Genomic DNA, 25,249 nt, shown 5'->3' with positions numbered 1-25,249 from the left:
CGGGTGCACCGGGCCGTAACGTGCCCGACATGGCCTTTCGGACGTGGGGCAGGCTGCTGCTCACGGCGCTCGGGGTGAGCGTGCTGGCCGGGGCCGGCCAGCTCGGCATCGCGTACGGCTTCGGCGTCGTACGCCTCGACGGCGCGTTCGTCGACGGCTCGGTCAACCGGTGGCCCGCCCAGCTCGCCTGGGTCGGCTGGTTCGCCGCGGTCGCCACGATCGCCGGAGCCGTCCTCACCGAACGCCTCGCCCGCCGGGACGCCTCCCCGGCCGGCACCGCCGAGCTGCTCTCCATCGCCGGCGTCAGCGCGGTGGGCGCGACAGTTGTCGCCCCGCTCTGCATGCAGCCGGCCCGCGCCGCCGAGCTGGGCGGCACCGTCGACCCCGTGTGGGCGGTCGGCATCTGCGCGATCCTCGGCGCCGTGGTCGGGGCGGGTGCGGCCATCGCCGTGCTGCTCAAGCCGCCGTTCGGCTGGAGCGTCGCGCTCACCGCCGCGGCCGTCTGGCTGCTCGCCCTGATCTCCGTCGCGCCGTCGGTCGCGTCCACCGGCACGCTGCCCACCGTACGCCTCGGCGTCCTCGAACCGTCCTGGCTCGACCCGGCGGCGGCCCAGCGCCTGGCCATGCTGGTGCTGCCCACGCTGGCCCTGCTCGCCGGCGCGGCGGTCGGCGTGCTGGCCCGGCGGGCCGGGCACCTGCCGCTGGTCGGCGGCGCCGCCGGGGCGGCCGGCCCGGTCCTGCTGGCCTTCGCCTACCTGACCGCCGGCCCCGGCACCGCGGCCGACCGCTACCAGCTCGCGCCCTACTACGGCGCGCTGATCGCGGTCGCCGCCGGCGCGCTGGGCTCGACCGCCACCACGGTGCTGCCCCGGCCGGCGACCACGGCCGCCGGGCCCGACGCCATCGAGCCGACCGACATCCTCCAGCCCCTGCCGGCGGCGCCGGCCACCAGCGATCCGGCTCCGACCGCCCCGGTGACCGTCCGCGCCCCGGGGGCACCGAGCCCCGCCCACTGGGACTGGCCGGAGGCCGGCGGGCTCACCCCGGCCGGGCTCAGCCGCCGGCCCTTCGACCGCCCCGCCGCCGAACTGCCGGCCGACCGGGCGGAGCCGACCCCGGTGCCCGAACCGGCGCCGGTGCACGGACCGACCCCGGCGCACGAGCCCGCTCCGGGCACGGTGGACGAGGCCGCCGTGACCGGCCGCGACAGTGCGACCGCCCCGGCCGTGGCCGGCGAGGCGGCCTCGGACCACCACTGGTTCGGCGCGCCGACCCCCTCGGGCCTCCCGTCCGAGCAGCGTCCGGACGTCGCGCCGGCCCACCACACCGCCGCCCCGCAGCCGCACCCCGACCCGACGCGACCCGCGCGGGAGGCCGACGACAGCGGCGCCGATCGGCCGGACACGCAGCCCGCGCGGGAGGCCGACGACAGCGGCGCCGGCCGGCCGGACACGCGGCCCGCGCGGGCGCTCGGTGACACCGTGCCGGAGGAGCCGGCCGCCGGCCGGGACGACGCGGACCTCGTCCGGAACCTGCAGATGCCCGGATCGCCCCCGCCGGGACGGCGGACCTCGGCCATCGACGTGCTCGCCGCCGGCCGCCCGACCCCGCCGGCCGACCCGGCCCCGGTCACGCCGCCCGCACCGCCGGTGGGGATCACGCCGCCGGTGGAGTCGGCGCGCCCGGCGGCCGGGACCGCGAGGGCGGTGGACCGGACCGGAGCCGCGCCCGTGGAGCGGGACCGGACGGACGTGCCGGACCCGGCGGCGGCACACGAGGTGCCCGGCGCGGTCCCCGCCGAGCCGGCGACGGAGGTGGCCCCGGCTCGGGCGACGCGACCGCGGCGGAACCGTGCCGGCTCCCCCACGCCCACGCCGCCGCCGGCGGACCAGCCGCTCTCGACGGCGCGCTCGGCAGATGACGCGTCCCCGACCGTCCGGGCGCTCGACGACGCACCCTCCGCGGGCCGACGAGCGGACCGTGCGACCCCGGCGGGCACCCCGTCAGCCAGCAAGGACGCGCCGCCGGCGGCCCGACCGGCGGGCGGCGCGACGGCGGCGGAAGCCCCGGCAGCGGAGGCGGCGGTCGAGCCGGACGTGTCCGCGCCCGCCGCACCGGCTCCGGTCGGACGTGCCAAGCGCACCCGCAAGCCGCGCACCACCCGGGCCGCCACGGACCAGGTCCCCGCCGAGCCGAGCATCACCACACCGGCGAGCACCACCGGGCCGACCCCTACCACCACACCGGGCAGCACCACCGTGCCGGCCATCACCACACCGTCCGGCACCGCCGAACCCAGCACCACCCCGGCCAGCGTCTTCGAGCCGACCGGAAGCATTCCGGCCGCCGCCGCCAACACCCCAACCACCGGCGGCGAGGCGAAGGCCGACGTGCCGGCCACGCACCGACCCGAGGCGCCGGACCAGGCACCGGTCGCCGGCACCACCGGCGGCAGCACGCCGACCGCCGGCGAGCGGCGGAACTTCTTCTTCGCCCCGGAGCCGCCGCCGGCCGACCTGCCCGAGCCCCCGGCCTCGCCCCGGCCGCGGGTCCCGATCTTCGAGGACGTGACCCCCGGCGACGTCCGGCCGGCCTGGCCGATCGCCCCCGCCACGAACTGGCCGGTCGCCCCGCGCGGCGGTGCCGGGTCCACCGAGTCCGGCGCCCCGACCGCCGGCCGGGCCGGTGACCCCGACGGCACCGGAACCCCCGACGGCACCGGGCCCGCCCACGTCACCCGGCCGGAGCCGGCGCCGCGCCCCCGGCACCGGGCCCTGCCCGACCTGGGCCGGAGCACCGGCTGGGACGCCCTCGCCAACGCCCGCCCCGCCGGCCCGGCCACCCCACCGCCCACCGACCGCGCTCCGGAAACGACCGCTCCGGAAACCAGCGGCCCGGAAACCGCCGGCCCGGAAGCCACCGGCCACAGTGGCCCCGCCCCGGAAAGCACCGGCCGGGTCCTTCCGGCCTGGGACGGTCAGGCGGCGCAGACCACCTCCGGCGGCCGGCACGCCGACGTGTCCGGGGCCGACGCGGCCCCCGAGGCGGCCGGCGGGAAGTCCAAGGCCCGGCGCGGCCTGTTCCGGCGTAACCGCGGGAAGGGCGGCGAGCCGGGCGAGGTCGACCGCGAGTCCGAGCCGCTCCCGAGGCAGGACGAGGAGTACGTCGACTGGGTCGCCGGCCTCGCCTCGGACGACGACGCGGACGACACCCGGTCGCTGCGTACCGGCCGGCACCACCGCGACTGAGCGTGCGGGGGCCGGGTCGACCAGCGGCCCGGCCCCGACGGCGCTCAGGCCAGCGGCAGGTAGACGCGGGAACCGCCGGCCACGAACTCCGCCGACTTGTCCTGCATGCCGCGCGCCGCGTACTCCTTCAGCTCCTGGGTGATCTTCATGGAGCAGAACTTCGGGCCGCACATCGAGCAGAAGTGGGCGGTCTTCGCGGGCTCGGCCGGCAGCGTCGCGTCGTGGTACGCCCGGGCGGTCTCCGGGTCCAGCGCCAGGTTGAACTGGTCCTCCCAGCGGAACTCGAACCGCGCCTTGGAGAGCGCGTCGTCCCAGGCCTGCGCCCCCGGGTGCCCCTTGGCCAGGTCGGCCGCGTGTGCCGCGATCTTGTACGCGATCACGCCCGCCTTCACGTCGTCCCGGTCGGGCAGCCCGAGGTGCTCCTTCGGGGTGACGTAGCAGAGCATCGCCGTGCCGAACATGCCGATCATCGCCGCGCCGATGGCCGAGGTGATGTGGTCGTACGCGGGCGCGATGTCGGTGGTCAGCGGGCCGAGCGTGTAGAACGGGGCTTCGTGGCACCACTCCTGCTGGAGGTCCACGTTCTCCTTGATCTTGTGCATCGGCACGTGCCCGGGGCCCTCGATCATCACCTGCACGTCGTGCGCCCAGGCGACCTTCGTGAGCTCGCCCAGGGTGCGCAGCTCGGCGAACTGCGCCTCGTCGTTGGCGTCCGCGATCGAGCCCGGCCGCAGCCCGTCGCCGAGCGAGAACGTCACGTCGTACCTCGCGAGCAGCGCGCACAGCTCCTCGAAGTGGGTGTAGAGGAAGTTCTCCTCGTGGTGCGCCAGGCACCAGGCCGCCATGATCGAGCCACCGCGGGAGACGATCCCGGTGACCCGGTCCACGGCCAGGGGCACGTACGGCAGCAGCACCCCGGCGTGCACCGTCATGTAGTCGACGCCCTGCTCGGCCTGCTCGACGACCGTCTCGCGGAACACCTCCCAGCTGAGCTTCACCGGGTCGCCGCCGACCTTCTCCAGCGCCTGGTAGATCGGCACGGTCCCGATCGGCACCGGCGAGTTCCGCACGATCGCCTCGCGGGTCTCGTGGATCCGCTTGCCGGTGGACAGATCCATCACGGTGTCCGCGCCCCACCGGGTGGCCCAGGTCAGCTTCTCCACCTCCTCGGCGACCGACGAGGTCACCGCCGAGGTGCCGATGTTGGCGTTCACCTTGACCAGGAAGGCCTTGCCGATGATCGCCGGCTCGCACTCCGGGTGGTTGACGTTGAGCGGCAGCACCGCCCGCCCGGCGGCGATCTCGTCCCGGACGAACTCCGGCGCGACCCCCTCCCGGATCGCCACGAACTCCATCTCCGGCGTGACGATCCCGGCCCGGGCGTAGGCGAGCTGGGTCGGACGGCGGCCGTCCACACCCGCCAGCGGCGTGCCGGCGCCCCGCACCGGAGCGACGTCCCCGCGCTCGGCGATCCACGGACCGCGCAGCGGCGGCAGCCCCACCTCCGGGTCCGAGCCGGGGCCGGCGGTGTCGTAGAGCCGGACCGGCGGGTTGTCCCCGGTCAGCTCCACCTCCGCGAACGGCACCCGGAGGTCCGGGCGCGACCCCTCGACGTACACCTTGCGACGTGCGTGCATGACAGCCTCCCTGTCGCTCAAGCGGACCAGCCGAAGTGGTCCAGCGGGCCGCGTCCCGCGCCCAGCTCCCAGTCCCGGGCGCCGGTCAGCGCGCGGGTCACGTACTCCTTGGCGGCGGCCACCGCGACCGGCACCGGGTCGCCGGCCGCCAGCCGGACGGTGATCGCCGCCGAGAACGAGCAGCCGGTGCCGTGGTTGTGCCGGGTCGGCACGCGGGGCGCGCGCAGCAGCGTGGTCCCGCCGCCGCCGGCCAGCACGTCCACCGACTCGCCGGCCGCGTCGACGTCGCCGCCGGTCACCACCACGTGCGCGGGGCCGCCGGCCGCCAGCGCCTCGGCCGCCGCGACCATCTCCTCGACGGTGGTCACCGGGCGTCCGGTGAGGGCCGCGGCCTCCGCGCAGTTCGGCGTCGCCACCTCGGCGTACGGGAGCAGCCGCTCGACGGCCGTCCCCACGCCCAGCCGGTGCCCGCTCGTGGCGACCAGCACCGGATCGACGACCAGGTGGGGCAGCCGGCCGGCCCGCGCCGCCTCGGCCACCGCGTCGGCGACCGCCGGGGTGCCGAGCATGCCGGTCTTCACGGCGCGTACGTCGAAGTCGCCGAGCACGCTGTCGAGCTGGTCGCGCACGGTCTGCGGCGGCAGTGGCAGGACGGCGTCCACGCCCCGGGTGTTCTGGGCGGTGACCGCGGTGATCACGCTGGTCCCGTAGGCCCCGAGGGCGGCGAAGACCTTGAGGTCGGCCTGGATGCCGGCGCCGCCCCCGGAGTCCGATCCGGCGATGGTGAGTGTGGTCCTCGGCGTCATCTGACTTCCCTGGTTGCGGTGGGGGCTGGTCGGGCCGCCCCGTGACCGGCCCGACCAGCCGCTTCGGTGAGTCCTGAGGCGACCTCGGTGGGGTCTCCGGCGCGCATCAGGGCGCCGAGCACGGCCACCCCGGCGGCGCCGGCCTCGACGCACTCCCGTACCTGTTGCGGGGTTTCGATGCCGCCCAGCGCGAGCACCGGCACCGGGCTGGTGGCGATCAGCTCGCGGAGGCCGGCCGGGTGCAGGGGCGGGCCGTAGCCGGGTTTGGTCCGCGTCGGGTAGACCGGCGACAGGGTCACGTAGTCCTCCGTGGTGAGCCGGGCCAGCTCGGCGGCGTCGTGGCAGGAGCGGCCGACCAGCCGGACGGCCGGTGGCGGGTACGGGCCGGCGGCCGGCAGGTGCACGGCGTCGCCGTCGAGCGGATCGGGCCCGGCGACGATCAGCCGGCCGCCTGCGTCGGCGAGGATCGCGCGCAGCTCGGCGGCCAGGGCGGCCCGCTCCGCCCGGGACAGGTCCTTCTCCCGCAGCACCACCCAGCGCACTCCCCCGGCCACGGCCGCCGCGACGACCTCGGCGAGCGGCCGCCGCGCCACCCGCCGGTCGGTGAGAAGCACGACGCCCGACGGCACGGCATCGCCGGAGATCTTGGACGGATCCGGCCCCCCAAGGGGCCGTTTCCCGCCAAGATCTGCGAAGCGGATCGCGAACCCGATGCTGGGCGGCACCGTCACAGGTCCGGCCTTCCCTCGTCGGGGGTGGAGGCGAGGGCGTGGAAGCGCCGGGCGATCCGGCCCGCCCCGTACGCCAGCCGCCCCGCCTCGACGGCGTGCCGCATGGCGGTGGCCATCGCCACCGGGTCGGCCGCCCGGGTGACCGCGCTGGCCAGCAGCACGGCGTCGCAGCCCAGCTCCATGGCGAGCGCCGCGTCGGAGGCCGTGCCGATCCCGGCGTCGAGGATCACCGGCACGTCCACGGCCTGCCGGATCAGCCGGATGTGGTGCGGGTTGCTCACCCCCAGCCCCGAGCCGATGGGCGCACCGGCCGGCATCACCGCCGCGCAGCCCACGTCGGCCAGCCGGCGGGCCAGGACCGGATCGTCCGAGGTGTACGGCAGCACCGTGAACCCGTCGGCCACCAGTTCCTCGGCGGCACGCAGCAGCTCCACCCCGTCGGGCAGCAGCGTGCGCTCGTCGCCGATCACCTCCAGCTTCACCCAGTCGGTGTCGAACGCCTCCCGGGCCAGCCGCGCCACCTTCACCGCCTCGGACGCCGTGTAACAGCCAGCCGTGTTCGGCAGCAGCCGTACGCCGCACCGGTCCAGCAGGTCGAGCAGGCCGCCGGCCGCGCCGGGGGCGGTGTCCACCCGGCGCAGCGCGAGGGTCACCAGCTCGGTGCCGGAGGCGCGGATCGCCTGTTCCAGCACGTGCAGGTTGGCCGCGCCGCCGGTGCCGAGGACGAGCCGCGAGCCGAACCGGACGCCGCCGATCTCCAGGGACATCCGGCTCACCCGCCCTGGGCGGCGCTGAGCACCTCGACCCGGTCGCCGTCGCGCAGCACGGTCGCCGACCAGCCGCCGCGCGGCACCACCTCACCGTTCACGGCGACCGCCAGGCCGCGCTCCTGGGCGGTGACCGCGCGCACCACGTCCGCGACTGTCGAGCCGCCGGGCAGGTCGCGTCCCGCGCCGTTGACGATCAGTTCCACCTGCGCTCCTTCCCGAACCGGTCCGGGGTGAAGGGGGCGAGCAGCGGGTCCGGCTCGCCGGTGACGATCAGCTCGGTGACCAGGTCGGCGGTGACCGGGGTGAGCACGATGCCGTGCCGGTGGTGCCCGGTGGCCACGAGCACGCCGGGCCGGCCGGGCAGCGACCCGATGATCGGCGCGTTGTCCGGCGTGCCGGGGCGCAGCCCGGCGGTGGCCTCGACCAGGTCGTACTCGGCCAGCTCCGGCACCAGGTCCACGGCGGCGCGGAGCAGCCGCAGCACCGCCCCGGCGGTCACCTCGGTGTCGGCGCGCTCCTCGACTGTCGCCCCGACCACCACCTCCCCGCTGTCCCGGGGCACCAGGTAGATCGACTCGCCGTCGGCGTACCCCCGGATCACGTGCCGGAAGTCCGGCGCGCCGCGGCCGGGCGCGCGGAGCCGGAGCACCTGGCCCTTGACCGGCCGGACCGGCAGCCCGGTCAGGTCGGCGGCGCCGCAGCCGGCCGCGACCACGGTGACCCGCGCGTCCACCTCGGACAGCGCGCCCACCCGGGCCGGGCGCAGCACGGCGCCGGCCCGCTCGGCCGCCGCCCGCAGCGCGGGAACCAGCCGGCGCGGGTCGACCTGGTGGTCGCCGGGTGCGACCGCGCCGCCGCGGACCCGCGGGGCCAGCGCCGGCTCGCGGTCGCGCAGCTCCGAGGGGCGCAGCGGCGTGATCGGCAGCCCCAACCCCTGCTGGTACGACCACAGCCGCCGCGCCTCGGCCAGGTCGTCGGCGGTGAGCCCGACCACCAGGGTGCCGTCGGCGCGGTACCCGACGTCGGCGCCGGACGCCTCGGCCAGGTCGGCGGCGAAGCGGGGCCAGCGGGCGGCGGACTCGGCGAGCAGGCCGGTCAGCTCGTGCTCGCCGAAGTACGCCTCGGCCACCGGCGAGAGCATCCCCGCGGCCACGTGCGAGGCCCCGGAGCCGGGCGCCGGGTCGTGCACGGTCACGCGCAGCCCCCGGGCCGCGCACCGCCACGCGATCGCCAGCCCGACCGGTCCCGCCCCCACAACGGCGACGTCCGGTCGGGTCAGCACGTCAGGGCCTCGATCAGCTCGGCCGTCGTGCGGGCGGGATCGGGGCTCGCGGAGAGCGCACCCACCACCGCCACCCCGTACGCCCCGGCGGCCCGCAGCGCCGGCACCGACGCGACGGTCACCCCGCCGATGGCGATCACCGGCACGTCCACGGCGCCGGCCACCGCGCGTACCCCCTCGGGGCCGATCGGGTCGGGCAGGCCGGCCTTTGTGGTGGTGGCGTGGCAGGGGCCCACGCCCAGGTAGGTGACCCCGGCGGCCACCGCCGCGGCTGCGCCGCCCGGCTCCCGCGCGGTCGCACCGAGCACGGCGCCGGCGCCCAGCACCCGGCGGGCCGCCGCCACGGGCAGGTCCTCCGCACCGACGTGGCCGCCGGCGGCCGCCACCGCCAGCGCCACGTGCAGCCGGTCGTTGACCAGGCACGTCGCCCCGTACGGCCGGCACAGCCCGACCACCCGCTGTGCCAGCTCGTACGCCTCCCGGTCGGTGGCGTCGTCCTCCACCCGGACCTGAACGACCAGCTCGGCGCGGGCCACCGGCAGGGCGGCGCGCAGCACGGCGAGCGGGTCCCGCCCCGGCCGGGTGTCGGTGATCAGATGCAGTCGTCCCAGGGACGGCACGGCAACTCTCCTCCCTGCGCCGGCATTACCCGGATCAGGTTCGACGGTCGGGGGCTTCCAGCCCCCCTCTCAGCCCGGTGGCACCGGGCTCCCGTGGGTCACTTGCGGCCTACCGTACGACGTGGGCGCGGATCCGCCAAGGGTGGGTGCGGAAATTCCCACCGACCGTCCCGGATGGAGGATGGGGACAGCGGGTGATCTCGCGGTCACGTGATGCTGTCCGGGTCGGACGGGGCGGCGGCGTGCGCGCGGTGGACAGCGCGCTGCCCCGGTGCCGGTTGGGCGGCGCCGGGGCAGCGGAGGGTGTCTCAGAGAATCGCGTCGAGGGCGTCGAGGTCCTCGTCGGTGGGCTGCCAGGTGCCCGCCTCGGCGTTGGCGCGTACCTGCTCGGGCGTGGTGGCGCCGGCGATCACGGAGGTCACCGCCGGCCGGGCGGCGAGCCCGCCGATGGCCACCTGGAGCATGCTGAGCCCGCGCTCGGCCGCGAACTCCGAGATGGCCTCGATGGTGTCCCAGTCCGCGGCGGCGAGGCGCTCGGCGTACCGGCCGCCGCCGGAGAGCCGGCTGCCCGCGGGCGGGGCCTCGTTGCGCTGGTACTTGCCGGTGAGCAGCCCGTTGGCGAGGGGGAAGAACGGCAGCATGCCCAGGCCGAACCGCTCGCACGCCGGGATCACCTCGGCCTCCACGCTCCGCTCCAGCAGCGAGTAGTGGTTCTGGGCGGAGATGAAGCGGGTCCGCCCGTTCGACGATGCCACCCAGTCGGCGTCGGCGATCTGCCAGCCGGCGAAGTTCGAGTTGCCGAGGTAGCGCACCTTGCCGGCGGTCACCAGGTCGTCGAGCGCGGCGAGGGTCTCGTCGATGGGGGTGCCCGGGTCGGGCTCGTGCATCTGGTACAGGTCGATGTGGTCGGTGTCGAGCCGGCGCAGTGACGCCTCGACGGCCCGGGCGATGTAGCGGCGGGCGCCCCGGGCGCCGTGGTCCGGCCCGTTGAGGCCGTGCATGTCCATGCCGAACTTGGTGGCGACCACCACGTCGTCCCGGCGGCCCTTGAGCGCCTGCCCGAGCAGTTCCTCGGAGCCGCCCTGCGGCTCGCCGTAGATGTCGGCGGTGTCGAAGAAGTTGATCCCGGCGTCGAGCGCGGCGTCCACCACGGCGCGGGTGCCGTCGAGGTCGAGCTTGCGGCCGAAGTTGTTGCAGCCGATGCCGACGACGGACACCACGAGCCCGGAGTCGCCCAGCCGGCGGTAGGTCATCTCAGTCACGAGATCCACCCTATGCCGCGGGCCGGGCGCTCACCGCACGTCCCAGACCGGCTCCGGGGTCTCCACCACCTCGCCGTCGCCGCGGAACAGCACGAACCGGTCGAAGGAGCGGGTGAACCACCGGTCGTGGGTGACGGCCACGACAGTGCCCGCGAACGCGGCCAGCCCCGCTTCGAGGGCCTCGGCGGAGGCCAGGTCGAGGTTGTCGGTCGGCTCGTCGAGCAGCAGCAGGGTGGCCCCGGACAGCTCCAGCAGCAGCACCAGGAAACGCGCCTGCTGGCCGCCGGAGAGGGTGCCGAAGCGCTGGTCGCCCTGCCCGGCCAGCTCGTAGCGGGACAGCGCCGCCATGGCCGCGTGCCGGTCCATGCCGGCCCGGTGCTCGTCGCCCCGCCACAGGATGTCGACAAGCGTCTTCGCCATCAGCTCGGGCCGGTCGTGGGTCTGCGAGAAGTGGCCGGGCCGGACCCGGGCGCCGAGGCGTACCTGGCCGTCGTGCGCGACGGGGGCGAGCGCCGCCGCGCCGTCGACGGGGGTGTTGGCCGGGTCGGGGTCGGTGCCGCCGCGGGCGAGCAGGCGCAGGAAGTGCGACTTCCCCGTGCCGTTCGCGCCGAGCACCGCCACCCGGTCGCCGTACCAGAGTTCCAGGTCGAACGGGTAGGTCAGGCCGTCCAGTTCGAGCTGCTCGGCGATCACCGCGCGCTTGCCGGTCCGCCCGCCGGTCAGGCGCATCCGGATGTCCTGGTCCTTCGGGGGTACGGGCGGCGGCCCGGCCTCCTCGAACTTGCGCAACCGGGTCTGCGCGGCCTGGTAGCGGGAGGCCATCCCGTCGTTGTACGCGGCCTTCTGCTTGTACATGAGCATGAGTTCGCGCAGCTTCTGGTGTTCCTCGTCCCAGCGGCGGCGCAGCTCGTCGAGGCGGGCGTGCCGGGCCACCCGGGCCTCGTGCCAGCTCGCGAAGCCACCGGGGTGCACCCAGGCGCTGCCGCCCTCGACGGCGACCACCCGGTCGGCGGTCTGGGCCAGCAGTTCCCGGTCGTGCGAGACGTAGAGCACGGACTTGCCGGACTCGCGCAGCCGGGCCTCCAGCCAGCGCTTGCCGGGCACGTCGAGGAAGTTGTCCGGCTCGTCGAGGAGCAGCACCTCGTCCGGGCCGCGGAGCAGCAGTTCGAGCGCGAACCGCTTCTGCTGGCCGCCGGACAGGGTCCGCACCGGGCGTTCCCGGGCGGCGTCCCAGGGCAGGTCGAGAACGATGGTGGCGACGGTGTCGAAGAGCACCTCGGCGTCGTAGCCGCCGACCTCGCCCCAGGCGGCCAGCGCGTCGGCGTACGCGAGCTGGGCCTTGCCTGCGGCGCTGCTGTACTTGCCGCGGACCTCGGCCGCCCGCATGGCCGCCTCGGTCTCGGCGAGGCGGTGACCGGCGTCGCGCAGCGCCGGCGGGGCGAGCGACAGCGCCAGGTCGGCGAGGGTCGACTCGTCGCCGATCATGCCGATGAACTGGCGCATCACGCCGAGGCCGCCGGAGCGGGCGACGGCGCCGGTCTTCACGGGCAGGTCGCCGGCGACCATGCGCAGCAGCGTCGTCTTGCCGGCGCCGTTGGGGCCGACGAGCGCCACCTTGGCGCCCTCACCGACCCGGAACGACACCTCGGCGAAGAGTTCCCGGCCGTCCGGGAGGATGTGCCCGACCCCTGCCACGTCCACGTATCCCACGCGGGCATCCTGCCCGAGGGGTGGGCGCGGGCGACACCGGATTACCGGGTGACCCGGAGCACCCGGAAGCCCTTCTGGCTGGCGTGCCGCTCGACCTGCCAGCCCTGCTCGATCAGCCAGCGGTGCAGCGAGTCGCCGCCGAGGTGCCGCGCGACGACCAGCCAGGCCACCCCGTCCGGGGTGAGCCGGGGCAGCCACCGTTGCAGCAGGCCGTGCAGCTCCCCCTTGCCGATGTGGATCGGCGGGTTGGACCAGATCTGGGCGAAGGTGACGTCGGCCGGGAGGTCGTCCGGGGCGACGACCCGGACCCGGTCGGCGGCGCCGACGCGGGCGGCGTTGGCGGCGGTGAGTTCGCGGGCCCGCTCGTTGACGTCGACCGCCCAGACGGTGGCGGCCGGCGCGCTGGCGGCCAGTACGCAGGTGATCGGCCCGAAGCCGCAGCCGATGTCGAGCAGCGGGCCGGTGGTGTCGTGCGCCGGCAGGTCGGCCTTGCGCAGCAGCACCGCGGTGCCGGGGTCGAGCCGGTTGGCGGAGAAGACCCCGCTGGCCGAGGCGAGGGTGTAGTCGCGCCCGCCGGCGGAGAACTCGACCTCGCGCGGCCGGGCGGCGGTCGTGGGTTCCGCGGTGAAGTAGTGGTCGCCGGTCACGACGGGCATTGTCGCACCGCCCGGGATCGGCCCCCGCGACGGTGGCCGGGGCAGGGCGCGACGCCACTCCGCCAGAATTTCGCGATATTACCCCCGAAAGGGACAATGACCCCTACTGTAGCCAACATGGTGTATCGGTACGAGTCCGATGAGGACGCCTTCCTGGAGTACCCGAGGCCCGGGTCGGACCCGTCCGTGCCCGCCGTCACGGCGGCTCCGCCGGCGGGTCCCTCGCCGTCCCGCTTCCCCACCCCGTCGCTGCCCCCGCCGGCCCGGCCCACCCGACCGGCCGTCGAGGCCGCGCGGGCGCCGGCACCGCCGGCTCCCACGCCTGCCCCGAGCCGCCCCGCCCCGCCCCGGGAGCCCGCTCCCGTGCCGCAGCCCACGCCGACGGTGCCGCAGCCCGCGCCACCGGCGCCGCAGCCGACACCGGCCGCCGCGCCCAGGCCGGCGGCCTCGGCCCCGCCCGACCCGGTGGTCCGGACCACCGAGCCGCTGGACCTGTCCCGGGGCCGCCGGCCCGACCACCGGCGCGGCGGCGGCCGGGCCTGGCAGGTGCTGATCGGCGGCGCCGCCGTGCTGATGCTGCTCGCCCTCACGGGGCTGGCCGTCGCCGCCCTGCTCGACGACCGGACCGCCACGCCGCAGGCCGGCCAGCAGAGCACTCCGCCCGCGGTGGAGCAGTCCGCCGCGGGCGACGGGAGCGACCTGAACTCCCGGGACACCGACCAGGCGGCGCTCACCGCCAAGGAGGTCTTCCCCGGCCAGCAGCTCGTGGTGACCGACGGGCAGCCGGCGTACCGGGTGCTCAAGACGCACTCCAGCGGCAGTTGCGCCGTCGCGGCCACCGGCGAGATCGCCGACCTGCTGGTGCGCCTCGGCTGCAACCAGGTGGTCCGGGCCACCCTCCGCTCCCCCGACGGCGACCACCTGCTCACGGCCGGCCTGTTCAACCTCACCGACGTGGCCAGCGCCCAGCGGGCGCGCGACCGGATCCGGCCGATGCTTGACGAACGGCAGGGCCGGTTCCGCGGCATGGCGGCGAGCGACGACACCGAGGCGGTCGCCACGGCCGCGGCCCGGGTCGGCTGGCAGGTCCGCGGCCACTACCTCGCCTACTGCGTGGTCACCCGGGCCGACGGGCAACGGATCAGCTCCGACGACAGCAAGGCCCGCGACATCCTGTACGACATGATCGAGGTCTACCTGAACCGGAGCGTGCTGGAGCGCCGGGCGAACGGCGGGACGGCCAGCCAGCCCACCGACGCCCCGACCGACGGCACCGCCGGCCAGGACGGCACCGGCAACTGAGCCCGACCACCACGGCCCGTCGTCCCCCTTCCGGGACGGCGGGCCGTTCCACTGTCCTCAGCCCTCGGCGACGGGCACCCGGAGGCGGCGGGTGAGGTCGGCGCGGCGGGCGTACTCGGCGGGGTCGGCCGGGTAGCCGACCTCGACCAGGGCCAGCCCGTGCGCGGGCGCCACGGTCACCTCGCTGGAGCGTTCCCGGCGGCTCAGGAGGCTCGCCGGCCACTCGACCGGCCGGCGGCCGTCCCCGGCGACCAGCATGGCGCCGACCAGGCTGCGCACCATGTTCTGGCAGAACGCGTCGGCCTGCACGGTGGCGACCAGGATGCCGTCCGGGTCGCGTCGCCAGTCCAGCCGGGTCACCTCGCGCAGCGTGGTGGCGTTCTCCTTCCGCCGGCAGTACGCGGCGAAGTCGTGCTCCCCCACCAGCCCCGCCGCGGCGGCGTTCAACGCCGCCAGGTCCAGCGGCTTCGGCCAGGCCAGGGTGTCGGTGCGGCGCAGCGGCTCGGCGCCCCACGGGGCGTCGGTCACCCGGTACTCGTAGCGGCGGAAGGTGGCCGAGAAGCGGGCGTCGAAGTCGGCCGGCACCTCGGTCATGGCGCGGACCCGCACGTCCGGCGGGAGCAGCCGGGCCAGCCGGCGCAGCAGCTTCCCGTCGTGCTGCCGCCACACCTCGGCCGGCAGGTCGAGGTGGCAGACCTGCCCGGTGGCGTGCACGCCGGCGTCCGTGCGGCCGGCCACGGTCAGCCCCGTCGCGGTGCCCGCGCCGAGGACCAGGTCCAGCGTCTGCATGAGCACGCCGGCGACGGTCCGCCGGGTGGGCTGGGCGGCCCAGCCGGAGAAATCGGTGCCGTCGTACGAGACGTCCAGCCGCAGCCGGGTCCGCTCGTCCACCTCGTACCTCCTCATGCCGTCGGGCCCGGCACCCCGTGCGGGGGTACCGGGCCCGATGGTGCGGCCAGTGCTCAGGCCTTGTCGTTCTCGGCGGCCTCGTCGCTGTCCTCGCGGGCGGCGGCGGTGTCACCGGAGGCCGAGACCGGAGCCTCGGCGTCCTGGTCGGCGACCTCGCTGGACTTCGGGGCCTCCTCGGCCGGGGCCAGGGCCTCGACCTTGTCCTGCTGGGCGGCCTTGCGGGCGGCGGTCTTCTTGTTCGCCTTCGGCTCGGCGACCTGAAGCTCCTCCACCAGCTCGATGATCGCCATCGGAGCGGCGTCACCCTTGCGCGGACCGGTCTTCACGATCCGGGTGTAGCCACCGTTGCGGTTGGCGTACCGGGGCGCGATCTGGTCGAACAGGGCGTAGACCACGTCCTTGTCCTTGACGACGCCCAGCACCCGACGCCGCGAGGCGAGGTCGCCACGCTTGGCCTTGGTGATGAGCTGCTCGGCCAGCGGACGCAGCCGCCGGGCCTTCGTCTCGGTGGTCTGGATCTTGCCGTGCTGGAACAGCGCGGTGGCCAGGTTGGCCAGCATCAGCCGCTCGTGCGCGGGGCTGCCGCCGAGGCGGGGGCCCTTGGTGGGCGTGGGCATGCTTGGTGCTCCTCAGGTGTGGCGGCAGCGCGGACTAGAGCTGCTCGGTCTCGCGGTAGTCGTCGGTGTCGTAGTCGGCCTCGCCGAAGGCGTCCACGACGTGCGCCGGGTCGAAGTTCGGAGCCGAGTCCTTCAGCCCCAGGCCCATCCCGGCGAGCTTCATCTTGACCTCGTCGATCGACTTCTGACCGAAGTTGCGGATGTCGAGGAGGTCGGCCTCGGTACGCCCGATGAGCTCACCAACGGAGTTGATGCCCTCGCGCTTGAGGCAGTTGTAGGAGCGGACGGTGAGGTCCAGCTCCTCGATCGGCAGAGCGAGGTCGGCCGCCAGCTGGGCGTCCTGCGGGGACGGCCCGATGTCGATGCCCTCGGCGGTCTCGTCCAGCTCCCGGGCCAGCCCGAACAGCTCCACGAGCGTCGAGCCGGCCGAGGCCAGCGCGGTACGCGGGCCCATCGACGGCTTGGTCTCGACGTCGATGATCAGCCGGTCGAAGTCGGTCCGCTGCTCGACACGGGTCGCCTCGACGCGGTAGGTCACCTTGAGCACCGGCGAGTAGATCGAGTCGACCGGGATCCGGCCGATCTCCGCGCCCGCCTGCTTGTTCTGCGCCGCCGTGACGTAGCCACGACCACGCTCGACGGTCAGCTCCATGTCGAGCCGGCCCTTGCCGTTCAGGGTGGCGAGCTTCAGGTCCGGGTTGTGCACCGAGACACCGGCCGGGGGCTGGATGTCACCGGCGGTCACGTCGCCCGGGCCCTGCTTGCGCAGGTACATGCTGACCGGCTCGTCGTGCTCCGAGCTGACGCACAGCTCCTTGATGTTCATGACGAGCTCGACCACGTCCTCCTTGACACCGGGGATCGTGGTGAACTCGTGCAGGACACCGTCGATCTTGATCGAGGTGACCGCCGCACCCGGGATGGACGACAGCAGCGTGCGCCGCAGCGAGTTGCCCAGGGTGTAGCCGAAGCCCGGCTCCAGCGGCTCGATGGTGAACCGGGACCGGGTCTCGTTGATCGACTCTTCGGAGAGAGACGGTCGCTGGCTGATGAGCATCTTTTCTCTTCTCTTCCGGGGCGCCCGCTATATGACGCCCACGACACAAACTGTTCCGGTGGCCCGCCCCGGAGGGCGGGCCACCGCAACGAGCCCTTACTTGGAGTAGAGCTCGACGATCAACTGCTCCTGGACCTGGGTGTCGATCACCTGGCGGGCCGGGAGCGAGTGCACGAGGATCTTCATCTGGCTGGGGATGGCCTCGAGCCACGCCGGAACGGTCTTGGAGCCGGCCTCGGCCTGCGCGACGATGAACGGGGTGAGCTCCTTGCTCTTGCCCCGGACCTCGACGATGTCGTGCTCCTTGACGCGGTACGACGGGATGTCGACCTTCTTGCCGTTCACCGTGAAGTGACCGTGCTTGACCAGCTGGCGGGCCATGTCCCGGGACTTGGCGTAGCCAGCCCGGTAGACCACGTTGTCCAGCCGCGACTCGAGGATCTGCAGGAGGACCTCACCGGTCTTGGCCTGCTTGCCCACGGCCTCCTCGTAGTAGCCGCGGAACTGCTTCTCCAGCACGCCGTAGACGCGGCGGGCCTTCTGCTTCTCACGGAGCTGGAGCAGGTACTCCGTCTCCTTGGTGCGGCCGCGGCCGTGCTGCCCGGGCGGGAACGGCCGGGACTCGAACGGGCACTTCGGGCCATCGCACTTGCTGCCCTTGAGGAACAGCTTCATCTTCTCCCGCCGGCAACGGCGGCAGTCAGCACCGGTGTAACGAGCCATCTCTCTCTACCTCTCAGACCCGACGACGCTTCGGCGGACGGCATCCGTTGTGCGGCTGCGGGGTGACGTCGGAGATCTGCCCGACCTCGAGGCCCACGGCCTGCAGCGAACGGATGGCGGTCTCCCGGCCGGAGCCGGGGCCCTTGACGAACACGTCGACCTTGCGCATGCCGTGGTCCATGGCCCGACGCGCGGCGGCCTCGGCGGCCAGCTGCGCGGCGAACGGGGTCGACTTGCGCGAGCCCTTGAAGCCCACCTGGCCCGCGGAGGCCCAGGAGATGACCGCACCGGTCGGGTCCGTGATGGACACGATGGTGTTGTTGAAGGTGCTCTTGATGTGCGCCTGCCCGTGGGCGACGTTCTTGCGTTCCTTGCGCCGGACCTTCTTGACAGCGGCTCCGGCACGAGCCTTCGGTGGCATAAGTCTGTGCGCTCCTAGTTACTTCTTGCCGGGCTTCTTCTTGCCGGCGACGGTCCGCTTCGGGCCCTTGCGGGTCCGCGCGTTGGTCTTGGTCCGCTGGCCACGGACGGGCAGGCCCCGGCGGTGCCGGATACCCGCGTAGCAGCCGATCTCGACCTTGCGGCGGATGTCAGCGGCGACCTCGCGGCGAAGGTCACCTTCAACCTGGTAGTTGGCCTCGATGTGGTCGCGGAGCTGCACGAGCTCCTCGTCCGTGAGGTCCCGAGCGCGCTTGTCCGGCGAGATGCCGGTGGCGGCCAGCGTCTCCAGGGCGCGGGTGCGACCGACCCCGAAGATGTAGGTGAGCGCGATCTCCATCCGCTTGTCGCGGGGGAGGTCCACGCCGACTAGACGTGCCATGTGCGGGCGTACTCCTCGTGATGTTGTGGCGGAGGTGTGGACCCGTCCCACCCCGCTACCGACCGTCCCTGTCCTTCCGGCGCGATCAGCGCCGGCGACCGGGATCGGTCGCTGCCCGAGCGGGCCCCGGCCTCCGACCGGGGGTCAACCACGAGGGGGTACGCGCTGCGTACCGCTCGCGGCTGGGACGAGCTGGTGATGTGTGTGTCGGGATCTGCGACCCGGGCCGGTTCCGCCGCCGCTCGTCGCGGTCGGCGGGAACGGTTCAGCCCTGGCGCTGCTTGTGGCGCGGGTCAGAACAAATGATCATGACCCGGCCGTGCCGGCGGATCACCCGGCACTTGTTGCAGATCCTCTTGACGCTCGGCTTGACCTTCACGGTTGCCTTACTTCCCATCTGGCCCGGAGACGCGACGAGCGCGACCCGGACGTCGAAGACGGACACGGGGACGTCCCGGCCGTCGTCAGGCTTACTTGTAGCGGTAGACGATGCGCCCGCGGGTCAGGTCGTACGGCGAGAGTTCGACGACGACCCGGTCCTCCGGCAGGATGCGGATGTAGTGCTGCCGCATCTTGCCACTGATGTGAGCCAGCACCTTGTGGCCGTTCGCGAGCTCCACCCGGAACATGGCGTTCGGCAGGGGCTCGATGACCCGACCCTCGATCTCGATGGCTCCGTCTTTTTTCGGCATGTCCTCCGCTGTCCTGACGTCGGTTGCTCCGGACGGCCCACAACGTCTTACACGGGCTCCGGCGGGATTCGCCGAGCCCGAGCCAGCCGCGGCTCCGACTCCCACCGAAGCGCAGGGTGGGCATGCCGGAGTGGACGCTGTGCGCCGATCAGAAAGTGTACGCCCGCCTGCGCGCCGTCGCCAAACCGGCCACCCGGTCGGTCACCCCGACGGAGGACATTCGCCCGGCCCCACCGGCCGGTTGTGGCGCCGGCCACAGCCGGTTCCGGTCAGCGGCGCCGGCGTCGGTCCCGCCGGGCCCGGCCGCGCCGCTCGGCCCTTCGCCACCCGTTGTCGTGGCCGCCCACGGTACGCATCAGCAGGAAGAAGCCCCACGGCCCGATGGCCCAGACCGGCCAGTAGGGCCCGAGGTGCCCGGAGCCGAGCGAGGCGAACAACCAGATCGCGGTCAGGATCCCGGCCACCCGCAGCCACGGCGACCAGATCGCGAGCAGCCCGCCGGCGCCGCGCCCGCTCGCCACGACCGTCCCGTCGGCGTCGGCCGGCGCCGCCGGGGCCACCGCGGCGCGGTGCGCGGGCGTCGTCCCGGGCAGGTCCGCCACCACCTCGTCCAGGTCGGCGTAGGTCTTCGCCCCGTACGCCCGGACCAGCCGCTCGTCGTACTCGTGCAGGTCGAGCCGGCCCTCCTCCAGGGCCACCCGGAGCCGCTCCGCCGTGGCCTCCCGGTCGGCGTCGGCCGCCCGCATCCCGTTCCGCCCGTCCATGAGGGCAAGCATGCCACCGCCCCGCCAGCGCCCGCCGCGCACGATCCGGACCGCTGGTACGGAACCTCGCAACCGGTGCCGGAGAGTCGGCGGCGGTAGGAACGCGGCGAGCGAGCCAGATCCTGACGATCGGGCCCGATCCTCACCGCCGGGCCGGATCCTCACGACCGGGCCGGGTCCTCACGACCGGGCCGGATCCTCACGACCGGGCCGGATCCTTGCCAGCGAGCCGAACCGCGCCGGAGCGCAAGCGGGCGGGCGGGTCCGCCTCGTCAGACGGCCGGGGAGTCCGCCGGCTGGCGGGCGGTGACCAGGTCGCCGAGCCGGGCACGGCCGCCGTCCTCGGCGGTCAGCACCCAGACACCGTCGTCCAGGAGCGCCATCGAGTGCTCCACGTGCACGGCCATCGACCGGTCGCGGGTCACCACGGTCCAGCCGTCGGACAGCTCCACGGTGCGCGGGTTGCCCATCGTGATCATGGGCTCGATGGCCAGGGCCAGCCCCGGCACGAGCCGCGGGCCCTTGCCCGGGCGCCCGTGGTTGAGCACGTGCGGGTCCTGGTGCATCTCGGTGCCGATGCCGTGCCCGCCGTAGCCGTCGACGATGCCGTACCGGCCGCCCTGGCGGACCGCGGTCTCCACCGCGTGGGAGATGTCGGTGAGCCGGCCCTTGCCGCTGGCCGCCCCCCGCGCCGCGGCCGCGATGCCGGCCCACATGGCGTCCTCGGCGACCGCGGCCATCTTCAGCAGGGCCGGGTCGACCTCGCCGACGCCGACCGTGATGGCCGCGTCGCCGTGCCAGCCGTTGAGCACCGCCCCGCAGTCGATCGAGATCAGGTCACCGTCGCGGAGCACCTGGGTCGACGACGGGATGGCGTGCACCACCTGCTCGTTGACGGAGGAGCAGATCGACGCAGGGAAGCCGTGGTAGCCCTTGAACGACGGGATGGCGCCGGCCTCGCGGATGGTGGCCTCGGCGATGGCGTCGAGGTCGGCGGTGGTGACGCCGGGGGCGACCGCCTCCCGCATCCGGCGCAGGGCGCGGGCGACCACCAGACCGGCGGCCCGCATCAGCTCGATCTGCTCGGGGGTCTTCAGCTGGATGTCCAGCTGGGGACGACGCATGGAGGCGTTTACCTTTCGTTGCGCGGAACAGCGGGGCACGTCGCACGTACCCCGCTGTTCGCACTCTATCCGCCGGAATCCGGCGGGACGTCAGCCGCCGTACGAGCGGAGGGCGTCGATGGCGCGGACGGTGACGTCCTCCACCGGCCCGGTCGCGTCGATGCCGACGAGCTTGCCCTGGGCGCCGTAGTAGTCGACGAGCGGCGCGGTCTTCTCGGCGTACTCCCGCAGCCGGGCCGCGATGGTCTCCGGCTTGTCGTCGTCCCGCTGGAACAGCTCTGCCCCGCAGCGGTCGCAGACGCCCTCACGGGTGGTGGCGTCGAACTCGACGTGCCAGATCTTGCCGCAGCCACGGCAGGTGCGCCGGCCGGAGAGCCGCCGGATCACCTCGTCGTCGTCGACGACGAGCTCCAGCACCAGGTCCAGCGCGGTGCCGAGGTCGGCGAGGAGCTTGTCCAGCGCGGCGGCCTGCGGCGTCGTCCGCGGGAAGCCGTCGAGGAGGAAGCCCTCGGCGGCGTCCGGCTCGGCGAGCCGGTCCCGCACCATGTTGATGGTGACCTCGTCCGGGACCAGCTTGCCGGCGTCCATGTACCGCTTGGCCTCGACCCCCAGGGGCGTGCCCTGGGAGACGTTGGCCCGGAAGATGTCCCCGGTCGAGATCTTCGGCACCGAGAGGTGGGCGGCGATGAACTCCGCCTGCGTGCCCTTGCCCGCGCCCGGCGGGCCAACCAGAACGAGTCGCATCTACCGCAGGAACCCTTCGTAGTTCCGCTGCATGAGTTGGCTCTCGATCTGCTTCACGGTCTCCAGACCGACGCCGACCATGATGAGCACAGCGGTGCCGCCGAACGGGAAGTTCTGGAACTGCTGGTTGTCCAGCCAGATGAAGAAGAAGTTCGGCAGGACCGCGACGATGCCCAGGTAGAGCGCACCCGGCAGGGTGATCCGGCTGAGGATGAAGTCGAGGTACTCGGCGGTCGGCTTGCCGGGGCGGATGCCCGGCACGAAGCCGCCGTACTTCTTCATGTTGTCCGCGACCTCGGTCGGGTTGAACGTGATCGACACGTAGAAGTAGGTGAAGAAGATGATCAGCAGGAAGTAGATCGCGATGTGCTCCGGCGCGCTCGCCTTCACGATGTGGTTCTGGATCCAGGCCTGGGTCTTCCCCGGGTTGTTCTGGTCGAAGAACTGGAGCGCGAGCTGCGGCAGGTAGAGCAGCGACGAGGCGAAGATGACCGGGATGACGCCGGCCTGGTTCACCTTGAGCGGGATGTAGGTGGACGTGCCGCCGTACATCCGCCGGCCGATCATCCGCTTGGCGTACTGCACCGGGATGCGGCGCTGGGCCTGCTCGATGAAGGTGACCGCGGTGATGACCAGCAGGACCAGGGCGATGACGAGGAAGAACATCCCCCAGCCCTTGGTGGTCTTGATCTTCCAGCCCTCGCTGGGGAGCCGGGCCGCGATCGAGGTGAAGATCAGCACGGACATGCCGTTGCCGACGCCCCGGTCGGTGATCAGCTCACCGAGCCACATCACCACGCCGGTGCCCGCGGTCATCGTCATGACCAGGATCGTCAGCGTCAGCCAGTCCGGGATGCCGGTGCCCCGCGGGACGATCGGGAACTGGTCGCACTGGTTGTTGAAGAGCTGACCCGAGCGCGCGAGCGCCACGAACGCCGAGGACTGGAGGATGCCCAGGCCCAGCGTCAGGTAGCGGGTGTACTGGGTGATCTTCGCCTGGCCGGCCTGGCCCTCCTTGCGGAGCTGCTCCAGGCGTGGGATGACCACGGTCAGCAGCTGCAGGATGATCGACGCGGTGATGTAGGGCATGATGCCCAGCGCGAAGACCGAGAGCTGGAGCAGCGCGCCACCGGAGAAGAGGTCCAGCAGGTTCAGCACACCGCTGCTGCCCTGGATGGTGTCGAGGCACTTCTGCACGTTGCCGTACGAGACACCCGGGCTGGGCAGCGTGGCGCCCAGCCGGTAGACCGCGATGATGCCTACTGTGAACAGCAGCTTCTTGCGCAGGTCAGGCGTACGGAACGCACTGAGAAAGGCGGACAGCAACTTCTTCCTCCTGCGCGACGCGGGCCGCCGGTCATGATCCCTGGCGGAGCGGGGTGGGTGCCGGGCGGACCGCCCGATATCCATGGCTGGGAACGGACTCTAACAGCCCGATCCCGGTCCGGGCAGATGTGCCCGGCTACATAAAACGAATCCGATGTTACCCGGCGCACATTCGCCAGGTAGAGCACGGCGCCCGCCCAGTTGCGGACAACTGAGCGGGCGCCACGATCGTGCCTTACAGCTCGGTGACCGAGCCGCCGGCCGCGGTGATCTTCTCCTTGGCCGACGCGCTGAACGCGTGCGCCGACACCTGGAGAGCCACGCCGCCGAGGTCGCCGGTGCCGAGCACCTTGACCGGCTGGCCCTTGCGGACCGCACCGGCCTCGACCAGCTCGGCCGGGCCGACCTGGCCGCCGTTCGGGAAGAGCTCGGCGAGCCGGTCCAGGTTGACCACCTGGAAGACGACCTTGAACTTGTTCTTGAAGCCCTTCAACTTCGGCAGGCGCATGTGGATGGGCATCTGCCCACCCTCGAACGCCGCCGAGATGTTCTTCCGGGCCTTGGAACCCTTGGTACCGCGACCGGCGGTCTTGCCCTTCGAGCCCTCACCGCGACCCACACGGGTCTTGTCGGTCTTGGCTCCCGGCGCCGGGCGCAGGTGGTGCACCTTGATCGTCATTACTCGACCTCCTCGACCTTCACGAGGTGGTTGACCGTGAAGATCATGCCCCGGATCTCCGGCCGGTCCTCCTTGACCACCACGTCGTTGATCCGCTTGAGACCGAGCGAACGCAGCGAGTCACGCTGGTTCTTCTTGGTCCCGATCTCGGACCGGACCTGGGTGACCTTCAGGCGTGCCATCAGGACGCCACCCCCGCCCGCGCAGCCAGCATGGCGGCCGGCGCGACGTCCTCGACCGGCAGACCACGACGGGCCGCGACCTGCTCCGGCGACTCGAGCGCCTTCAGGGCCGCCACCGTGGCGTGCACGATGTTGATCGGGTTCGACGAGCCGAGGCTCTTGGAGAGCACGTCGTGGATGCCCGCGCACTCCAGCACGGCACGGACCGGACCACCGGCGATGACACCCGTACCGGCCGAGGCCGGCTTGAGCAGCACCACACCGGCCGCGTCCTCGCCCTGCACCGGGTGCGGGATCGACTGGCCGATCCGCGGCACCTTGAAGAAGTGCTTCTTGGCCTCCTCGACACCCTTGGCGATCGCCGCGGGCACCTCCTTGGCCTTTCCGTAGCCCACACCGACGGTGCCGTCGCCGTCGCCCACGATCACCAGGGCGGTGAAGCTGAAGTTCCGACCACCCTTCACGACCTTGGCGACGCGGTTGATCGCGACGACCCGCTCGAGGTGCGGGGTCTTCTCGACGGGCGCGTTTCCGCGGCCGCCCTCACGGCGGTTGTCGCGGCGACCACCCTCGTTGCCACCGGACCCGCCGCCACGGCGCTGTTGACCTGGCATCAGCAGCCTTCCTTCTCTCTCGTGACGGGGTTTCTAGAACTCGAGCCCGGCTTCGCGGGCGGCGTCGGCAAGCGCGGCGACCCGCCCCGCGTACCGGTTGCCACCGCGGTCGAAGACGACCTTCGAGACGCCGGCGGCCTTGGCCCGCTCGGCGAGCAGGGCGCCGACCTTGCCGGCCAGGGCGCTCTTGTCGCCCTCGACGCCGCGCAGCGAGGCGTCCATGGTCGAGGCCGACGCCAGGGTGTGACCCTTGGTGTCGTCCACGATCTGGGCGACCATGTGCCGCAGGGAACGGGTGACGACCAGGCGGGGACGCTCGGTGGTGCCGTTGACGTTCTTGCGGACCCGGAAGTGCCGTCGCGCACGCCCGACGGCACGCTTGGCGGCGACGCCGCGGCGGCGCTTGAGCAGCGTGGCGCTCACTTCTTACCTGCCTTTCCAGCCTTGCGGCGGATGACCTCGCCCTGGTACTTCACGCCCTTGCCCTTGTAGGGCTCCGGCGGGCGGATCTTCCGGATGTTGGCGGCAACCTCGCCGACCTGCTGCTTGTCGATGCCGGCCACGTGGAACAGGGTCGGCTTCTCCACCGTGAAGGTGATGCCGTCCGGGGCCGGAACCAGCACCGGGTGCGAGAACCCGAGCGCGAACTCGAGGTCCTTGCCCTTGGCGGTCACGCGGTAACCGGTGCCGGCGATCTCGAGGCTCTTGCGGTAGCCCTCGGTCACGCCGACGATCATGTTGGCCACCAGCGTACGGCTCAGGCCGTGCAGCTCCTTGGCCTTGCGCTCGTCGTTGGGCCGGTTGACGTGCAGCGCGCCGTCCTCGCCCCGCTCCGCCGTGATCGGCTCGGCCAGTACGTGGCTCAGCTCGCCCTTGGGGCCCTTGACCTTGACGGTCTGGCCGTCGATGGTGATATCGACGCCGGCTGGCACCGGGATCGACTTACGTCCAATACGCGACATTTCTACCTGTCT

The 25,249-nt window shown here is 73.5% G+C and carries 29 protein-coding genes and 1 riboswitch; of the genes, 2 read left to right on the top strand and 27 right to left on the bottom strand.

Features of this window, described 5'->3' with window-relative positions:
• The first annotated feature begins 29 nt into the window (after nt 1-29).
• On the top strand, nt 30-3,248 hold the full coding sequence (locus GA0070603_RS23695) for a hypothetical protein (RefSeq protein WP_091318016.1): 3,219 nt from the start codon (nt 30-32) through the stop codon (nt 3,246-3,248).
• A gap of 44 nt (nt 3,249-3,292) precedes the next feature.
• Here the strand turns inward: GA0070603_RS23695 and thiC are convergent, their stop codons facing one another.
• The 10 genes from thiC to GA0070603_RS23645 all read right to left on the bottom strand — a co-directional run bounded on the left by thiC (nt 3,293) and on the right by GA0070603_RS23645 (nt 12,713).
• Nucleotides 3,293-4,885: a phosphomethylpyrimidine synthase ThiC gene (gene thiC / locus GA0070603_RS23690; RefSeq protein WP_091318013.1), complete on the bottom strand. Its 1,593-nt coding sequence runs from the start codon at nt 4,883-4,885 to the stop codon at nt 3,293-3,295.
• Between the two features lie 17 nt (nt 4,886-4,902).
• Nucleotides 4,903-5,691, bottom strand: a complete 789-nt coding sequence (gene thiD / locus GA0070603_RS23685; protein ID WP_091318010.1) for a bifunctional hydroxymethylpyrimidine kinase/phosphomethylpyrimidine kinase — start codon at nt 5,689-5,691, stop codon at nt 4,903-4,905.
• Complete coding sequence (locus GA0070603_RS23680) at nt 5,688-6,320, bottom strand: thiamine phosphate synthase (RefSeq protein ID WP_425270461.1); 633 nt, start codon at nt 6,318-6,320, stop codon at nt 5,688-5,690. Before GA0070603_RS23680 ends, thiD begins: the two co-directional genes overlap by 4 nt.
• Before the next feature lie 98 nt (nt 6,321-6,418).
• Complete coding sequence (locus GA0070603_RS23675) at nt 6,419-7,189, bottom strand: thiazole synthase (RefSeq protein ID WP_167544581.1); 771 nt, start codon at nt 7,187-7,189, stop codon at nt 6,419-6,421.
• 5 nt (nt 7,190-7,194) lie between these two features.
• On the bottom strand, nt 7,195-7,395 hold the full coding sequence (gene thiS, locus GA0070603_RS23670; RefSeq protein WP_091318006.1) for a sulfur carrier protein ThiS: 201 nt from the start codon (nt 7,393-7,395) through the stop codon (nt 7,195-7,197).
• Nucleotides 7,386-8,474, bottom strand: coding sequence for a glycine oxidase ThiO (gene thiO / locus GA0070603_RS23665; RefSeq protein ID WP_091318004.1), 1,089 nt, complete (start codon nt 8,472-8,474; stop codon nt 7,386-7,388). Before thiO ends, thiS begins: the two co-directional genes overlap by 10 nt.
• Nucleotides 8,468-9,094 carry a thiamine phosphate synthase gene (locus GA0070603_RS23660; protein WP_091318002.1) on the bottom strand — a complete coding sequence of 209 codons (627 nt, stop codon included), beginning with the start codon at nt 9,092-9,094 and terminating at the stop codon, nt 8,468-8,470. The genes thiO and GA0070603_RS23660 overlap by 7 nt, the downstream gene beginning before the upstream one ends.
• Nucleotides 9,089-9,199, bottom strand: a riboswitch (TPP riboswitch). (Overlaps the previous gene by 6 nt.)
• 203 nt (nt 9,200-9,402) lie before the next feature.
• On the bottom strand, nt 9,403-10,365 hold the full coding sequence (locus tag GA0070603_RS23655; protein WP_208862942.1) for an aldo/keto reductase: 963 nt from the start codon (nt 10,363-10,365) through the stop codon (nt 9,403-9,405).
• Between the two features lie 21 nt (nt 10,366-10,386).
• On the bottom strand, nt 10,387-12,066 hold the full coding sequence (locus tag GA0070603_RS23650) for an ABC-F family ATP-binding cassette domain-containing protein (protein ID WP_091317997.1): 1,680 nt from the start codon (nt 12,064-12,066) through the stop codon (nt 10,387-10,389).
• Nucleotides 12,067-12,107: 41 nt separating this feature from the next.
• Nucleotides 12,108-12,713, bottom strand: coding sequence for a class I SAM-dependent methyltransferase (locus tag GA0070603_RS23645; RefSeq protein ID WP_091322250.1), 606 nt, complete (start codon nt 12,711-12,713; stop codon nt 12,108-12,110).
• A 126-nt stretch (nt 12,714-12,839) separates the two neighbouring features.
• Here GA0070603_RS23645 and GA0070603_RS23640 point away from each other — a divergent pair, with 126 nt between their 5' ends.
• Nucleotides 12,840-14,024: a hypothetical protein gene (locus GA0070603_RS23640; protein ID WP_244282595.1), complete on the top strand. Its 1,185-nt coding sequence runs from the start codon at nt 12,840-12,842 to the stop codon at nt 14,022-14,024.
• Nucleotides 14,025-14,081: 57 nt separating this feature from the next.
• Here the strand turns inward: GA0070603_RS23640 and truA are convergent, their stop codons facing one another.
• The 17 genes from truA to rplF form a co-directional block, all read right to left on the bottom strand.
• Entirely contained in the window at nt 14,082-14,915 is an 834-nt protein-coding gene (gene truA / locus GA0070603_RS23635; RefSeq protein WP_091317995.1) for a tRNA pseudouridine(38-40) synthase TruA, read from the bottom strand.
• 71 nt (nt 14,916-14,986) lie between these two features.
• Entirely contained in the window at nt 14,987-15,550 is a 564-nt protein-coding gene (gene rplQ / locus GA0070603_RS23630; protein WP_091317993.1) for a 50S ribosomal protein L17, read from the bottom strand.
• A gap of 34 nt (nt 15,551-15,584) precedes the next feature.
• Nucleotides 15,585-16,607, bottom strand: a complete 1,023-nt coding sequence (locus GA0070603_RS23625) for a DNA-directed RNA polymerase subunit alpha (RefSeq protein WP_007073009.1) — start codon at nt 16,605-16,607, stop codon at nt 15,585-15,587.
• A 96-nt stretch (nt 16,608-16,703) separates the two neighbouring features.
• Entirely contained in the window at nt 16,704-17,330 is a 627-nt protein-coding gene (rpsD, locus tag GA0070603_RS23620; protein ID WP_091317992.1) for a 30S ribosomal protein S4, read from the bottom strand.
• Nucleotides 17,331-17,343: 13 nt separating this feature from the next.
• Complete coding sequence (rpsK, locus tag GA0070603_RS23615) at nt 17,344-17,751, bottom strand: 30S ribosomal protein S11 (RefSeq protein WP_076466649.1); 408 nt, start codon at nt 17,749-17,751, stop codon at nt 17,344-17,346.
• An 18-nt stretch (nt 17,752-17,769) separates the two neighbouring features.
• On the bottom strand, nt 17,770-18,150 hold the full coding sequence (rpsM, locus tag GA0070603_RS23610) for a 30S ribosomal protein S13 (protein WP_091262776.1): 381 nt from the start codon (nt 18,148-18,150) through the stop codon (nt 17,770-17,772).
• A gap of 265 nt (nt 18,151-18,415) precedes the next feature.
• Nucleotides 18,416-18,529 (bottom strand): 50S ribosomal protein L36, encoded by a 114-nt coding sequence (gene rpmJ, locus GA0070603_RS23605; RefSeq protein WP_088982067.1) that lies wholly within the window; start codon nt 18,527-18,529, stop codon nt 18,416-18,418.
• 91 nt (nt 18,530-18,620) lie between these two features.
• A complete protein-coding gene (gene infA, locus GA0070603_RS23600; RefSeq protein ID WP_007073013.1) occupies nt 18,621-18,842 on the bottom strand; it encodes a translation initiation factor IF-1 in 222 nt (73 codons plus the stop codon).
• Nucleotides 18,843-19,111: 269 nt separating this feature from the next.
• Nucleotides 19,112-19,606 (bottom strand): DUF1707 SHOCT-like domain-containing protein, encoded by a 495-nt coding sequence (locus tag GA0070603_RS23595; protein WP_244282594.1) that lies wholly within the window; start codon nt 19,604-19,606, stop codon nt 19,112-19,114.
• A 272-nt stretch (nt 19,607-19,878) separates the two neighbouring features.
• The gene (map, locus tag GA0070603_RS23590; RefSeq protein WP_091317990.1) at nt 19,879-20,730 is read right to left on the bottom strand and encodes a type I methionyl aminopeptidase; all 852 of its coding nucleotides are present in this window, start codon (nt 20,728-20,730) and stop codon (nt 19,879-19,881) included.
• A gap of 90 nt (nt 20,731-20,820) precedes the next feature.
• Nucleotides 20,821-21,474 carry an adenylate kinase gene (locus GA0070603_RS23585; RefSeq protein ID WP_089012511.1) on the bottom strand — a complete coding sequence of 218 codons (654 nt, stop codon included), beginning with the start codon at nt 21,472-21,474 and terminating at the stop codon, nt 20,821-20,823.
• On the bottom strand, nt 21,475-22,800 hold the full coding sequence (gene secY / locus GA0070603_RS23580) for a preprotein translocase subunit SecY (protein ID WP_091317988.1): 1,326 nt from the start codon (nt 22,798-22,800) through the stop codon (nt 21,475-21,477).
• A 235-nt stretch (nt 22,801-23,035) separates the two neighbouring features.
• Nucleotides 23,036-23,479 carry a 50S ribosomal protein L15 gene (rplO, locus tag GA0070603_RS23575; protein ID WP_091317986.1) on the bottom strand — a complete coding sequence of 148 codons (444 nt, stop codon included), beginning with the start codon at nt 23,477-23,479 and terminating at the stop codon, nt 23,036-23,038.
• The gene (gene rpmD, locus GA0070603_RS23570; protein WP_013473693.1) at nt 23,479-23,661 is read right to left on the bottom strand and encodes a 50S ribosomal protein L30; all 183 of its coding nucleotides are present in this window, start codon (nt 23,659-23,661) and stop codon (nt 23,479-23,481) included. The genes rplO and rpmD overlap by 1 nt, the downstream gene beginning before the upstream one ends.
• Nucleotides 23,661-24,275, bottom strand: coding sequence for a 30S ribosomal protein S5 (gene rpsE, locus GA0070603_RS23565; RefSeq protein WP_091317985.1), 615 nt, complete (start codon nt 24,273-24,275; stop codon nt 23,661-23,663). Before rpsE ends, rpmD begins: the two co-directional genes overlap by 1 nt.
• Nucleotides 24,276-24,308: 33 nt before the next feature.
• Entirely contained in the window at nt 24,309-24,698 is a 390-nt protein-coding gene (gene rplR, locus GA0070603_RS23560; RefSeq protein ID WP_091317983.1) for a 50S ribosomal protein L18, read from the bottom strand.
• Nucleotides 24,695-25,237 (bottom strand): 50S ribosomal protein L6, encoded by a 543-nt coding sequence (gene rplF / locus GA0070603_RS23555; protein ID WP_091198285.1) that lies wholly within the window; start codon nt 25,235-25,237, stop codon nt 24,695-24,697. The genes rplR and rplF overlap by 4 nt, the downstream gene beginning before the upstream one ends.
• Nucleotides 25,238-25,249 lie beyond the last annotated feature (12 nt).

The sequence above is a fragment of the Micromonospora chersina genome, assembly GCF_900091475.1.
In the GTDB taxonomy this organism is placed as follows: domain Bacteria; phylum Actinomycetota; class Actinomycetes; order Mycobacteriales; family Micromonosporaceae; genus Micromonospora; species Micromonospora chersina.
Note: the sequence above shows the minus strand (reverse complement) of the source record. Positions and strands in the feature narration are given on the sequence as shown.

Excerpts from the sequence above, each read along its gene's own strand:
- GA0070603_RS23585 (WP_089012511.1), bottom strand. The coding sequence starts at position 21,474 with ATGCGACTCGTTCTGGTTGGCCCGCCGGGCGCGGGCAAGGGCACGCAG.
- map (WP_091317990.1), bottom strand. The coding sequence starts at position 20,730 with ATGCGTCGTCCCCAGCTGGACATCCAGCTGAAGACCCCCGAGCAGATC.
- GA0070603_RS23675 (WP_167544581.1), bottom strand. The coding sequence starts at position 7,189 with ATGTCCCTGGAGATCGGCGGCGTCCGGTTCGGCTCGCGGCTCGTCCTC.
- thiD (WP_091318010.1), bottom strand. The coding sequence starts at position 5,691 with ATGACGCCGAGGACCACACTCACCATCGCCGGATCGGACTCCGGGGGC.
- rpsD (WP_091317992.1), bottom strand. The coding sequence starts at position 17,330 with ATGGCTCGTTACACCGGTGCTGACTGCCGCCGTTGCCGGCGGGAGAAG.
- GA0070603_RS23640 (WP_244282595.1), top strand. The coding sequence starts at position 12,840 with ATGGTGTATCGGTACGAGTCCGATGAGGACGCCTTCCTGGAGTACCCG.
- rpsE (WP_091317985.1), bottom strand. The coding sequence starts at position 24,275 with ATGCCAGGTCAACAGCGCCGTGGCGGCGGGTCCGGTGGCAACGAGGGT.
- rplO (WP_091317986.1), bottom strand. The coding sequence starts at position 23,479 with ATGACGATCAAGGTGCACCACCTGCGCCCGGCGCCGGGAGCCAAGACC.
- thiC (WP_091318013.1), bottom strand. The coding sequence starts at position 4,885 with ATGCACGCACGTCGCAAGGTGTACGTCGAGGGGTCGCGCCCGGACCTC.
- rplQ (WP_091317993.1), bottom strand. The coding sequence starts at position 15,550 with ATGCCCACGCCCACCAAGGGCCCCCGCCTCGGCGGCAGCCCCGCGCAC.
- infA (WP_007073013.1), bottom strand. The coding sequence starts at position 18,842 with ATGCCGAAAAAAGACGGAGCCATCGAGATCGAGGGTCGGGTCATCGAG.
- rpsM (WP_091262776.1), bottom strand. The coding sequence starts at position 18,150 with ATGGCACGTCTAGTCGGCGTGGACCTCCCCCGCGACAAGCGGATGGAG.
- GA0070603_RS23595 (WP_244282594.1), bottom strand. The coding sequence starts at position 19,606 with ATGGACGGGCGGAACGGGATGCGGGCGGCCGACGCCGACCGGGAGGCC.
- rpsK (WP_076466649.1), bottom strand. The coding sequence starts at position 17,751 with ATGCCACCGAAGGCTCGTGCCGGAGCCGCTGTCAAGAAGGTCCGGCGC.
- rpmD (WP_013473693.1), bottom strand. The coding sequence starts at position 23,661 with ATGGCACGCCTGAAGGTCACCCAGGTCCGGTCCGAGATCGGGACCAAG.
- GA0070603_RS23695 (WP_091318016.1), top strand. The coding sequence starts at position 30 with ATGGCCTTTCGGACGTGGGGCAGGCTGCTGCTCACGGCGCTCGGGGTG.
- rplF (WP_091198285.1), bottom strand. The coding sequence starts at position 25,237 with ATGTCGCGTATTGGACGTAAGTCGATCCCGGTGCCAGCCGGCGTCGAT.
- GA0070603_RS23625 (WP_007073009.1), bottom strand. The coding sequence starts at position 16,607 with ATGCTCATCAGCCAGCGACCGTCTCTCTCCGAAGAGTCGATCAACGAG.